The 12,319-nt window shown below is 42.3% G+C and carries 12 protein-coding genes; 2 read left to right on the plus strand and 10 right to left on the minus strand.

Annotated elements, in window-relative coordinates; genetic code table 11:
• The first annotated feature begins 103 nt into the window (after positions 1 to 103).
• Together ACKU41_RS06915 and ACKU41_RS06920 are read left to right on the plus strand one after the other, a co-directional pair.
• Positions 104 to 673, plus strand: a complete 570-nt coding sequence (locus ACKU41_RS06915; protein ID WP_319780616.1) for an Hsp20/alpha crystallin family protein — start codon at positions 104 to 106, stop codon at positions 671 to 673.
• Between the two features lie 335 nt (positions 674 to 1,008).
• Positions 1,009 to 2,049 (plus strand): IS481 family transposase, encoded by a 1,041-nt coding sequence (locus ACKU41_RS06920; RefSeq protein WP_321401718.1) that lies wholly within the window; start codon positions 1,009 to 1,011, stop codon positions 2,047 to 2,049.
• A gap of 636 nt (positions 2,050 to 2,685) precedes the next feature.
• Here ACKU41_RS06920 and ACKU41_RS06925 read toward each other — a convergent pair.
• From ACKU41_RS06925 to ACKU41_RS06970, 10 genes are all read right to left on the minus strand, one after another.
• Positions 2,686 to 2,895 (minus strand): hypothetical protein, encoded by a 210-nt coding sequence (locus ACKU41_RS06925; RefSeq protein WP_321404766.1) that lies wholly within the window; start codon positions 2,893 to 2,895, stop codon positions 2,686 to 2,688.
• 4 nt (positions 2,896 to 2,899) lie between these two features.
• A complete protein-coding gene (locus ACKU41_RS06930; protein WP_321404768.1) occupies positions 2,900 to 3,973 on the minus strand; it encodes a radical SAM/SPASM domain-containing protein in 1,074 nt (357 codons plus the stop codon).
• A 57-nt stretch (positions 3,974 to 4,030) separates the two neighbouring features.
• Positions 4,031 to 4,735, minus strand: a complete 705-nt coding sequence (locus tag ACKU41_RS06935; protein WP_321404769.1) for an SEC-C domain-containing protein — start codon at positions 4,733 to 4,735, stop codon at positions 4,031 to 4,033.
• 8 nt (positions 4,736 to 4,743) lie between these two features.
• Positions 4,744 to 5,970: a nucleotidyltransferase gene (locus ACKU41_RS06940; protein ID WP_321404772.1), complete on the minus strand. Its 1,227-nt coding sequence runs from the start codon at positions 5,968 to 5,970 to the stop codon at positions 4,744 to 4,746.
• Complete coding sequence (locus ACKU41_RS06945) at positions 5,963 to 6,937, minus strand: CBASS cGAMP-activated phospholipase (RefSeq protein WP_321404773.1); 975 nt, start codon at positions 6,935 to 6,937, stop codon at positions 5,963 to 5,965. Before ACKU41_RS06945 ends, ACKU41_RS06940 begins: the two co-directional genes overlap by 8 nt.
• 165 nt (positions 6,938 to 7,102) lie before the next feature.
• The gene (mobF, locus tag ACKU41_RS06950) at positions 7,103 to 9,601 is read right to left on the minus strand and encodes a MobF family relaxase (RefSeq protein WP_321404775.1); all 2,499 of its coding nucleotides are present in this window, start codon (positions 9,599 to 9,601) and stop codon (positions 7,103 to 7,105) included.
• Positions 9,601 to 9,897 (minus strand): hypothetical protein, encoded by a 297-nt coding sequence (locus tag ACKU41_RS06955; RefSeq protein ID WP_321404776.1) that lies wholly within the window; start codon positions 9,895 to 9,897, stop codon positions 9,601 to 9,603. Before ACKU41_RS06955 ends, mobF begins: the two co-directional genes overlap by 1 nt.
• Before the next feature lie 95 nt (positions 9,898 to 9,992).
• Positions 9,993 to 11,489, minus strand: a complete 1,497-nt coding sequence (locus ACKU41_RS06960; protein WP_321404777.1) for a type IV secretion system DNA-binding domain-containing protein — start codon at positions 11,487 to 11,489, stop codon at positions 9,993 to 9,995.
• A complete protein-coding gene (locus ACKU41_RS06965) occupies positions 11,482 to 11,748 on the minus strand; it encodes a plasmid mobilization protein (RefSeq protein WP_321404778.1) in 267 nt (88 codons plus the stop codon). The genes ACKU41_RS06960 and ACKU41_RS06965 overlap by 8 nt, the downstream gene beginning before the upstream one ends.
• Positions 11,749 to 12,109: 361 nt before the next feature.
• A complete protein-coding gene (locus tag ACKU41_RS06970) occupies positions 12,110 to 12,313 on the minus strand; it encodes an AlpA family phage regulatory protein (protein WP_321404780.1) in 204 nt (67 codons plus the stop codon).
• Positions 12,314 to 12,319: the final 6 nt, after the last annotated feature.

Here is a 12,319-nt window from a genome sequence, read left to right on the forward strand (position 1 = left end):
CTTTACGACCTCAAAAAATTATATTTTGTGTTCTTGACAGCTCAAAACTCTGCTTTATTAATTTAGTGCTGACCCTAATTAAAACACTTTCAAGGAGGATGCTATGAGCATTACCAAGCTGAATCCCTGGAACTGGTTCAAGAAGGAAAGCGAACACGAAAGAACCCTTCCGATTAAACAAACGGAACAGGGCGTAAGAGGTTACGCTTCTCCGATTGACCGTTTCCACGCGGACTTTGATCGTATGGTTGATTCCATGTTCTCAGACTTTGGCATGCCATCGCCAAGACAACTGTTCAATAAAGTTGAACCGAACTTTGGCAAGGCTACCATTAAGCCCAAGGTAGATGTTTACGGAACAGACAAAGAGTATGTAGTTGAAGCCGAACTTCCCGGCATTGAAGAAAAGGACTTATCCATTGAACTTAAGGATGATGTTCTGATTCTCTCAGCTGAAATGAAGCATGAAGAAAAGACGGAAGAAAAAGGATACTACAGAGTTGAACGTTCATACGGATCATTTAGAAGAGTCCTGAACGTTCCTGAGGATGCTGACAAAGAAAACATCAATGCCAAACTTAATAAGGGTATACTGCGGGTAACTATGCCAAGAACAAAAGCTGTTGAAAGCAACTCTAGAAAAATAGCAATAGAAAATTCTAGTTCTGACTAATCCCCCTCAATCCTGTTATAGGGCCCCAGTAAGCTCTGGGGCCTAATCTCATGCTTAAAGGAGGGCTTATGGCCTACAAATGTTTGAACTGTGGTTGGACTGGACAGTGGTATGAACTGATTCACGAAACAATGTGCCCCAAATGCAGATGCAGCGCTATGCGCATGCGTGACAATAAGGACAGCATACACCGAGTAGTGCGATCATCTTTGGCACATATACTGTATTAGTTCCGACTTGATCTGACATTTCCTCTTGAAACAGAAGAGGTTCTCCTTTTTGATGGGAATACTAAGGAACCATCAAAACAGGGCACCGTGCCCAAGGAGAACCACATGTCCAGTTTCAATCAAAACATCATAAAACACAAGATAGGTCTGCTGAATCTGGCGGAAGAACTCGGTAATGTTTCCAGAGCTTGCAAGCTGATGGGCTTTTCTCGGGACACCTTTTACCGGTATCATTCAGCCAAGGAAGAAGGCGGTGTGGAAGCACTTTTTGATAAGTCCCGTCGTAAACCGAACCTGAAGAATCGGGTAGATCAGGCAATCGAAGACGCAGTTGTTGTTTACGCAACTGACTTTCCTGCTCATGGACAAACAAGAACCAGTAATGAGCTAAGAAAGTTGGGCGTTTTTGTTTCGCCTTCAGGAGTTAGATCCATTTGGCTCCGGCACAATCTCCATAATTTCAAGCTCCGGTTGACTGCGCTGGAGAAGATTTCAGCAGAGCAAGGAGTTGTACTCACCGAGGCGCAGGTTCAGGCCCTTGAGAAGAAAAAGGATGATGATTTGGCCTGCGGTGAAATCGAAACAGCCCATCCTGGCTATCTGGGTAGTCAGGACACCTTCTATGTCGGCACAATCAAAGGCGTTGGGCGGATCTATCAGCAGACTTTTGTGGACACCTATTCCAAGTGGGCAGCCGCAAAGCTCTACACAACCAAAACGCCGATCACTGCAGCCGATATGCTCAACGACAAGGTCCTTCCTTTCTTCGCGGAGAAGGAGATGGGCATTTTGCGCATGTTGACCGATAGGGGAACCGAGTACTGCGGATGCGTTGAGAAACACGATTACGAGCTGTTTCTTGGCGTTTGCGGCATTGAGCACACAAAGGCTAAGGCACGTCATCCGCAAACAAATGGGATTTGCGAACGTTTCCACAAAACAATTCTGGATGAATTTTACAGGGTCACGTTCAGGCGCAAGATCTACACTTCACTGGAAGAATTGCAGGCTGATCTCGATATCTGGATTGATGAATACAACACACAACGATCTCATCAGGGAAAAATGTGTTGCGGTCGAACACCACTGGCAACTATGCTGGATGGAAAAGAACTCTGGAACGACAAGGTTCTGAGTTTAAACTAAACTGACAATTTCGGTCCCATCAAAAAGGCGGACTGTCAGATCAAGTATGAACCACTACACATATACCTACAAGCTCTCCCAGTCAGTAATTATTTTTCATTTCAATACCTTCACCCCCTATACAAATACAGGTCATTCGGCACAGAGCTGGGTGGCCTGTTTTTTCTTGCCCTTGACCCCCTAAAAATCGACCGGGAATTTAGCTCGAAAAGGGTAGCTACAAACGCCCTCAACAGCGATGTAAGCGGGTATGTTTGCACACATCTTTTGCGTCTTCAGTGTAGAAGCTTGGAATCAAAAAGAAAAGCCCTCGGACACTTAAGTGATTCCAAGGGCTTAATTATGCTCTGGCGGAGGGAGGGATTCGATTTTACTTATTTTATTAAATAATTTTGAATAGATAAAAATTTATTTGAATTTTATATGCCATTTTTTATACCACTAACTATTTCCTACCCCTTTTAACAAATTCTAGTTGACGACTTTCTACCTCAATCCGATAGAGCCAACTATTTGCGCATTTCATTTCTTTTGGTAACTTTCCCACTAACTCCCAATATTATTCAATATCAATAAAAAAACTAAGAAAAATTAAAACCTTTCATACTGCAAAGCTAGGAATCCCTACCAAGGAGCTCACTCTTGTGGCGTATTAGAATTAAGATGTTTCATATAGATTAAATCAATATGCTTAACCTCATCATCTGCAACTATGACACCACCATTTTCCTTTATATCCGCAGCACATTTAGAAATTGCATTTTGTAAATTTGATTTGGTAATGTTAGCAGGGGGTGAATCCTTCATTTTCTCGCGAATAATCTTAATTTTTTGTTCGTCGTTCATCATACTACTCCTTATTAATTGAGCTTAGCACGCGATCAGTCACATGGCTAAAAAAGATACGATTAACATAACATTCTTCAGGATCCCTATCAGTAAAATCTCCACACTCTATGGCCCTATAAGGGCAGCCTTTGAAACAGAACTCCCAAAACTCACAATCGTGGCATTTTCCCCTTGAAAAACATCTTCTAGAAAATTGTTTATACACCGAACTGCTGAGAACATCCGACAAAGAATTTAAATCAGCTATGTTTCCATACGAATAATGCGCTCCATGAAAATCGGTACATGGGACCAACTTTCCGTTTACGGTAACACACAGAATTCCATCCTGACAATTTTTCGCAAAAGTGCATAGTGAGGGTTTATTACCCAAGATATTGCCTATAACCTCCAAGGCATCCACCAGTACGCAACCATGGTCAGATTGATCCTGTGCCCACATATCGAAGAGTGCACACATGATCTCTGCTGCCTCTTCTTTGGCGGGAGTTAGCTTACAGCCTTGTGCACCACCATATGGACGTATAGGAGAAAATCTTACCGGCAGTTCATGCCTTTTGAAAAAACTATATATATCAGCCAAATAACCAATAGATATTTTAGACAAAACGCAGATACAGGAAACATCAATACCTGCATCTTTCATCTCTATTAAGTTAGAAAGAACACGACTATAGCTTTCCCTACCATCTTTATATGGCCGATGAAAATTATGAACTCCCTGAGTTCCATCAATACTAACACCTACCGATACTTTGTTCTCTTTCAAAATATCAATAATCGAATTATCAATTAGAACAGCATTTGATTGGATAGAAAATTGAACCTGTTTTTCGCAATGATCTTTCACATAACAAATGAAATCATTTAACTTCCCCCCCCCAACAGCCAATGGCTCCGCACCATGCCAAACAAACCTAGCAGCATCTATTTCCTCAGAATTATTTACAAACCTAACAGTATGTCCGACTAGTTTTATATCCATAAAATTTGAAACACTATTCTCTGTATAACAATACCTACAGTTCAACGGACAATACTCAGATATCTTCATCAGAAAGGTATACGATCTCATAATTCAACTCTTTGCTTTAGTAACTACAAGATATTGCCCAAATTCAATCACGATAACTTATTTTTTCAAAAAGTTGAATATTCGACTACTTTTTAATACATTCGGAACAACGGTTTTTTCACCTTCACGAAAAACGCACCCCACATACTCAGAAAGAAAAAAGTTATGAGGTTTAAGAGCCTTTAGTTCTAACAATTTGGGACCATGACATTTCCTCAAAATCTTACCACTGCCACAGGGACATTGATGATGCCCTCGATAATTATCCTCAGCAATTACTTTCAAAAGAGCTAATGCTATTACTTCATCTTTAACCTTAAAAAAATCGCAATAAAACTCAGTGGTACCTTTTGCACCGTGAGACAATTCGCCAAAAGGCATTTTACCATACTTTTCAAAGAAGGAATGTTGGAATAAAAATGGTATAACAAGATCTTCAATGAAATATTTCAAAGTCGGCCTTTTAACAAATCTACGCTTTACCTCGATCTCAGCTGCCAAACAAAGAGTACCGTCAGGGTTAATATGAAAATCCTTTGGAATTCTACCACCAACTTCTCTCGCCACTGGAAGGTTATCGGGATACTCTAGAGGTATATGTATTTCTATCTGGTAGCGATCCTTGATGGAGACTCCCCCAGCTGTTGACGAAAATCCTATATCGCCCACAACTTGGAAAAGCCCCCCTGCATCTTGCTTCAAAGATGGTCTTTTGTGGACAGCTACAAGCTCGTCAAACTGTACTTTAATTAATTCACTCAAACGACCACCTATCCATCGTACCAAGGCTTTGCAGGATCATTGATATCGACATTCGGATAATCATCATCAACAGCATTGCCTGCTATCATGGTTGGCGCACCAATAGACGCTACTCTGACGGAAGCGGCCTTAACAGCTCGTTCACCTAAATAAGGGCTCACAGCCTCAGAAATCTCACTAATTGACTGTTCCCCAAGGATATCCATCAAATCCTGACGTACCCATTTCACCCATTGAAAAAAATATTTAGCCTTTTCATGATCATTCTCATGCCAACGATCTGCAAAATTTTCATCGGGATCAACGGGATTAGGGATTATCCATTTGCCATCATCTGTTTTAATAACTAGGTCTCTCTTAGCCTGCATGCTCTCAAGGGCAAAACCATGATCAATAAGGCTTGCATGAGCATCAAGCTGCTGAACAATATTGGTAAGGGCTTCAAAAGTAGTTGCCTCATTTCCATACAACATTGCAGCAAGAGTAGTTATTATCATTGAGATTGGCTTTGCATCCTCATAAGGATGTCCTGAAAACCGTTGATCACGGTGACGCTTCAAAATCTGAATTGATCTTTGTAGAGGGGTTTTGACCAATTGATCTGGAACCTCATCAATATTAGCATAGAGACCTTCGTACCCTTCAAGGATGAAATCTTTCTGAAGTTTCTCAACTGCAGCATATGCAACCTGATTCTTTTCTTCAAACCATTCAGCGTAGCCCTTTGGATTACTGGAAGCCCATTCGTAAGAGCAGTCTTCATTTCGGTGGGTAATTGAAACAGCGTCGTTCCCAATACTCTTGGGAACAGCCATTAGCACATCTAGGTGAAAACCAACACCGTCCTCTTCCGCATATTCCAACGTCCAACATCTCCGACTCTCAGGCTTAAGGAGCTGTTTGTATATACCATGATATTTCAACCGGTCACCGACCTGCTGTCTAACTTCTCTAGGGGTCGTTTCATCTACGCGCTTCTTCAACTCGAAGACCAAATCGATATCATAATCAGCTTCAGCCCCATCGATAAAAGGACGAACAACGGTTCCCATTCTAAAGGAGCCTTGTGGGTACACATCTGGGCCATCGTAACAATGGCCGTAGTCACCTTCTCCCAACCATTCGCCAACAGAGGAATAACGTTCCACTGCCTGCTCGTACTTGCTTGGCGATATATCCAATTCTCTAGCAATCTCATCGAGAAGAAATGTATACTCTTTACTTAACTTATCCATCTACTACCTCCTTAGGATAGCTGTGCAACGGTACAAACTTTGGCGCAGTATGTTTCAAAAATTTTTCCTCAAAACTGGGGCCAATATGGCGGCTAAAATGCGCCGCTTTACCAAGCAAGCCCTCAGTAGAAACTTTATCAAGAGCAAAATGTCTATCCGGAACCTGAGGGTCAAGACGAACAACGTTCTTCTTTCCAAGCAAAAGACCTGCGTGTGTAAAAGCACCAAGGCTCTGCCCCCTAAGGACAACTTCAATGGCCTCAGATTTCCACTGCCATCTTCCACCCTTATCTAAATTTTTAGGCCTTCCTTTTACCTCGTCTGTTGTCCCAATATTGAAAACACGTATCGCTTCGAGTGGCACACCAAGTTTGTTTTTCGCTTCGGCAATACCAACCATAGTAGGGTTATTTGCCCACACTCCTCCATCGATCAAACGCATATCGTCCACACCTGTAAATGCAGGGAAATAGGTTGGTGCAGCACTGGTAGCCATCGCCACCTTCCACATCTCAACTTTCCAGTCCCTTCTCAACCCTTTGTGATGGGGGGTCTTGAAAAGATAAACATCGTCTTCACTTATGTTATAAGCTGGAATGACTAATGCTCTTTCACTCTCTCCCAAAATGACATCTCCAAAATTCTTCTTCAGGCACACTTCGAGGGAGGTGCTACCATATTTACAAGATACCAGATGACGAGGAGTATCAAGATAACTATCAGGAAAAATATTAGGACCTTCATGAATATAAAACTCAACGAGTTCTTTGGGAGATAGCCCCTTACCAAGTCCAAGAGCTATAATCCCACCAGTGGAGGTCCCCGCGATTAGATCGAAATGATCTTGAATACGTATACAAAAATCACTTTCAAGTTGGGCGAGAATAGCAGCGGAAAAAAGTCCTTTTATGCCTCCGCCGTCTAGAGCAAGAATTTGAAATCGATCGTTTTTAAAATCAGTTGTCATGTTTAAACCACCTAAGCTTTATTATTCAGGTGACATGATAATCATCAAAATAAGTATGTCCATAGACCTTTTTAGTTTTTTTATAACTTCTCACGATCAAAATAGCGACTCACGCCACACATCAATAATTTCACAAATTAGTGCTAACAATATTTTTTGAAAAAATTAGCGTGAAAGAGTAAATTCATAATTCTGTGATAATTGCTTTGAAAGTTTATCTGTTTCTACTTGCTTTTCAATGGAGTAATCCAACGTTGTATCTTTTCCCTGAGAACGATCCATCTTCTTAGAAGTCTCTTCCAACACCTTTGAAAGACCTCCTTTAGAAAAGGATACTTCAGGATCATCTTTCGAAAAGTACCAGTTAACCTCATGACGTTGGCGCGTTGCCTGTACGTATGCCATTTCTTGAGAAACCATAGGGCCACCACCCAGGACATAAGACCTATCGACGGTAACACCCTGACTTTTGTGGGTGGTGACGGCATACCCATATTGAATATGCCCGTACTCTCTATCTGAAAACTTAACAGACTTGCCATCATCTGTACGCGCATGAACATAAGTCCCACTTTCTGTTTTTGCTACAAAATCAACTTGAGCAAGAGTTCCGTTTTTGACTCCCAGTTCGTTATTATTTTTCAAAAAAACGATTCGATCCTTTTCTGCAAGTTTAATATCCTGCCCTTGGGATTCACTATGGAAATTTGCTGAAACAGGACCGAGCTTTCCTTCGTCCTGTAAATGCTGACGCGCCCAATCATTTATAGAATCCACCTCCCAATTGGTTGATGCAAGCATGATTGAATCTCCTGGCTTATCTTGATTGTATCGCTGGCTCCAATCCTGAACCATTAAGTTAATAGCTTGTTTGCGGTCATCTGCGATCGAAATACTTCCATTATTGTCGTACATTTCCAAAGCTTGCAGACTCTTTCCTTCACGGATCTTCAATGCTGCTTCTTGCTGCCAAACTTCTTTTAGACGAAAAACGTCCGTTATTTCTAACTGATCATTCTCGCGATCCCAAAGAGCAGCAAAAGAACCGCCCCCACTAACTGGTTGGAGCTGCTTTGAATCGCCCACAAGAACAACCTTTGAGCCAGCTTGCTCAGCCCTTATTAAAAGATCTTCCATCTGCACAGAGCCCACCATGCCTGCTTCATCCAAAACTAAGATGGACTTTTTACTTAGGACGGAACGCCTTTCTTCTAACTCGTATAGAAAAGAATGAAGTGTCTGGGATTCAATACCGGAACCTTCCTCAAGGCCTTGTGCAGCTTTCCCTACTAAAGCGCAGCCTTTAACTCTGTATCCACTTTCTTCCCAGACTTCTTTAGCAGCGCCTAACAAATAGCTTTTCCCCGTTCCTGCATGCCCCTGTAGTAGTTCGATAGAATTTATTCCTTGGGTGATTTTCTTGAAAGCTGCTTCCTGCCCAGCAGTAAGAGAACGACTAACGAGAGCCTTTTTTACGGCCTGTTCCGACACCCTATGAGAATCCTCACCTTTCCTTTTTTCAAAGGACTCCACCATACGCTTTTCGAGCTCAACTCGTTTTCGAGTCGAGTAGCGGATAGTCCCGGTCTTTTCATTCCTAAGCGAGACGAGTTCTGAGCTTTCCAGACACTCGCTAACGCGCTTACGAACACCATCCGCGTTAAGATGGCCTTGCCCATCAATAGCAACTGTTTTCCAGATATCAGCTTCAGAAAATGTACTGGTCTTATCGGTCAAATCTTCGAAAAATTCCTCGATAGTTTTGGGATTTTCTAATTCTTTACTTGGTTCTGCTCTATTCATCACGTCCGAAAAATCAAAACTCAACTCACGAGAAGCTTCTTGCCACTCCCTAAAAAGAACTGCTCGGCTTTGCATCTCCTTAGCTTGGCGGGTATCCAGAGCGGCTATTTCAGCGGCTCTGGCTCCTGTTAATCCTTTGGTTGCAAGAGATTTTTCAATCTCCTCTCTACGGGTAGAAAAATAGTCAATTATCTCTTTTCCAACTCCTTCTATCTCAAAAGAGTCTCCGTCCCTCTGCACCTGAAAGCCCAGCTTTTGAAACCCCGCCGCCAACTCGCAACGATACAAAGCCCCTAGAGCTAGCTTATTCTGATATTGGAGGGTTGATTCCATTCCACCCCAAGAGCCATCGTCACGGCAGACAAGATTAGCCACAACGCAGTGAGTATGCAGTTGCGGATCTTGCGCACGGCTGGTGCTATGCTCAAACTTAGCAGCAACAATGCCAATTGGATGTTCTTTATTATGCCCGCCTTTACCACGCCGTGTAAGAGCTAGCTCCTCAATTCGTTCAAGAGCCTTATCAACCGCATTGTTTTGCGCCTGCTGAATCTTTTGCCGTACTTTTTGATCAGCATTAGCCCAGACTACCGAAACGCTCTTAGGAGCCGAAAACGTGAAGTCCTGCCCAGGTTGACGCTCCTTTCCAGCGTTCTGTACCAGATTTTTCCCATCAGGGGATACTCCTCGAAGGACTGCCTTTAAATGATCATTATCGACTTGCCCGGACAACTGTAAGATATCTGCACTCTTTCCAAACCACCGCCCAGGGGGTTCTCCCCCCTGAGTGTAGTAGTCTTCTTTAGCTAAAGAAGTATAGTAATCGCAGCTTCCAATGCTCATACGGCAGATTGATAGCATTATTTCCTGCCCTCCTGATCATCGTCTGAAAAGCCTGTCAATTCAGCCAATTCATCAAGAGCAGACATAATCTCTACCTTGCCCTTTTTCCCTTCATTAGGCCCTGCATTTCCCGGCTTAACAATCCCTTCTGAAGCTCGCTTGCTAACACGTCTTATTGCTTTCTCTAGCTTTGCGGACTCTTTTCTAACCTTAACAGCAGGACGTATTGTATTATGCTTTTCGAAAGGCCAGATGAGACGGCAAACAACATCTGTGTTGGTATGCAAAATAGCCCTTATCCCTTTTTTCCCCATGGACCTAGCTCTTTACTAGAAGAAATTATTTGAGGTGGAACAACAGGCACTTCAATCTCCTGATAACTATAATTTTTAGTAACTTGCTGCGTATTTCATCCTGCAGGAGGTTCGGAAAAAGATGTTGAAACAGTTAATTTTTCTATTTTACGGTTGCCTATCAGCTCTGAGAGCCATTTCGGAGAATCCTTCCCCTGCGTCCTACACAGGACTGTAGTACCAACCATTGAAAGCCAGGAGTCTGCAATATTATCAGAATATATCTCTTTTACTTGCGATATACTTTGAATTCCGAGCACAACACGGCATCCCTTTGACCTACCAATCTCAAGAAATTCGGACAGTTTGATAACCTGTCCAAGTTGCGGAACCTCATCCATAAAAAGCCAAATTCGTCTTTCTCGGGAGTCTGGGAGCTCAGGAGAATTAACTATCGAAGCTAGTGTTTCTAAAACACTATGGATGTATGCTTTGGTCGTTTCTGAATACCTAGAATTGCTTTGTAGTATTACTGTATTGGCTTTCCCGGCTCGTAGTTGACCTGTCAACCAACGACGAAACGATATTTTTTTCTTTCCCTCCCAAGCTTTTGCCAAAGCTGCGACTGGGGCCATAAAGGCCATCACTTGAACTAAAAAACTAATAGTTGTTTTAGATGAAGGATCTGTGACAAACATTGAAGCTAGTGGGTTATATTTATCAACTACTTGCTTAATTTTAATACTATCTGCGGACTTCAAATCTTTAATGATATCAGAAAAATCCCAACTCTTGTTTTTTTCTTTCTGGGCCTTAACGATAAAAGCCACAAGGATCATCCTAGCACCTTGAGCCCACATAGGCTCATTGCCAGTCTCTTGAATTATACGAGCAGCTAGTGTCTCAGCGTCTTCCTTATTTTCTATGTCCTCCCCTACTGCCCAGCCTATACAGCGATCGTCCCAGGGAGCCAGAATTAAACCAGATAAATGAGCAGTAAAATCACCCTTATTATCAAAGACTAGAACAATGTCTCCACGATCTTGAGCCTGTTTTATAAGTGGCAACATAATAGCTGTTTTGCCACCCCCAGTAGAGCCAATAAACAAAACATGTCTGCTCTCTCTGTCGCGTGATAATGCAACATTAGGGTGTATATTTAACCCCTTGCCTGAAAGCTTAATTTCGCCCTTCAAAGCTTTCACTACTGCTTTTTCAGCCTTTCTAGAGACTTCATGAAATCCCACAAAACGAGACCCAAGGATATGGCGAATCTTCGCAGGTGGACGACTAGCTAGCTCTGCTAGCCATAGAGCAACAAAACTAGAAAAGACCACCACACTATAAAAGACATATTTGACATCAGGCCATAGCCCTGCTCTCCACCATGCCATCGCAGCATCATACGTCCAGGACATTCCAATGATCTCATGCAAACCTGCCAAGCAAAATAACTTACAAAAGGATATTGGAGCCAATCCATAAGGCCTGAGCAAACCGACCCCATAGACAACTGATGAAAATATCAAAATAAGTGTAACCGCAAACACTCCCAAAAAACATTCGATTTCACGTTGAGGAAGAACTGCTCCTGTAGTCTCCTTATTAGCCATAATTTTCACCCGCCTTTCTCTTCATCAGCTGTTGTTGAGAACTAAATTCAGCCACGAGATTTCTGCGAAAATCGGCGATCCTCTCCGCAGTGCGGGCTTCACTGTCTAGGATAATATTCTTGATCTCTTCCTCTGAATTATTTGCTACCCGTTTTGCTGCATCACGGATCAGATCAGTTATAGTTGTACCTGCCTTCTCTGCCTGTTGTATAAGTCTTCTATGTTCATGGTCTGACAACCGAATTGATATAGTCTTCATCTTTACGCCCTTCTAAAATGGAATTGAATAAACTGCTTTTGGAGTATGGTAAAAATGCAGTTCATTATGTCTTTCACTGCTTTTCACTGAATCCACACTAATAAATAGCGCTTATAGCTTGCGATGAATTCAACTGCTTTCTCTAGTTGATTTCTTCTAATTTCACGGACTAAGCCGCTAAAAATAAGGATTTTGCGTTTCCCAATAATTTGGAGAAGCATCGACAGGGTGCGTCAGGTGTGGAAAAACAAATCTTCTTTGCTATGAGATCGGATAGGCAAGGCTTTATAAGCACTAAGAAGGGAGGAAGAAGAGGAAGCTTTACTCCCCTTCTCCAGATTTTTGATTAGATTAAATGAATTCATAAGTCGCTCTCACCTTCGGAGAGAGACTGAATAAGCTTGCGGATATCCTCAACACGCCAAGCTACTGTTTTCGATGTTAACTGAATTGCTGATGGATATTTTCCAGACTTAACACCCCGCAGCCAGTGGCTTTGGCTAACTGGAAAAACACTTAAAATCTGCTGTAGGCGAACAAACCCTTCGGTCGGAAGACCTTCCATATTCTT

It is taken from the genome of Maridesulfovibrio sp., from assembly GCF_963678865.1.
Classification (GTDB): Bacteria; Desulfobacterota; Desulfovibrionia; order Desulfovibrionales; family Desulfovibrionaceae; genus Maridesulfovibrio.

Excerpts from the sequence above, each read along its gene's own strand:
- ACKU41_RS06915 (WP_319780616.1), top strand. The coding sequence starts at position 104 with ATGAGCATTACCAAGCTGAATCCCTGGAACTGGTTCAAGAAGGAAAGC.
- ACKU41_RS06920 (WP_321401718.1), top strand. The coding sequence starts at position 1,009 with ATGTCCAGTTTCAATCAAAACATCATAAAACACAAGATAGGTCTGCTG.
- ACKU41_RS06925 (WP_321404766.1), bottom strand. The coding sequence starts at position 2,895 with ATGAACGACGAACAAAAAATTAAGATTATTCGCGAGAAAATGAAGGAT.
- ACKU41_RS06930 (WP_321404768.1), bottom strand. The coding sequence starts at position 3,973 with ATGAGATCGTATACCTTTCTGATGAAGATATCTGAGTATTGTCCGTTG.
- ACKU41_RS06940 (WP_321404772.1), bottom strand. The coding sequence starts at position 5,970 with ATGGATAAGTTAAGTAAAGAGTATACATTTCTTCTCGATGAGATTGCT.
- ACKU41_RS06945 (WP_321404773.1), bottom strand. The coding sequence starts at position 6,937 with ATGACAACTGATTTTAAAAACGATCGATTTCAAATTCTTGCTCTAGAC.
- mobF (WP_321404775.1), bottom strand. The coding sequence starts at position 9,601 with ATGCTATCAATCTGCCGTATGAGCATTGGAAGCTGCGATTACTATACT.
- ACKU41_RS06955 (WP_321404776.1), bottom strand. The coding sequence starts at position 9,897 with ATGGGGAAAAAAGGGATAAGGGCTATTTTGCATACCAACACAGATGTT.
- ACKU41_RS06960 (WP_321404777.1), bottom strand. The coding sequence starts at position 11,489 with ATGGCTAATAAGGAGACTACAGGAGCAGTTCTTCCTCAACGTGAAATC.
- ACKU41_RS06965 (WP_321404778.1), bottom strand. The coding sequence starts at position 11,748 with ATGAAGACTATATCAATTCGGTTGTCAGACCATGAACATAGAAGACTT.
- ACKU41_RS06970 (WP_321404780.1), bottom strand. The coding sequence starts at position 12,313 with ATGGAAGGTCTTCCGACCGAAGGGTTTGTTCGCCTACAGCAGATTTTA.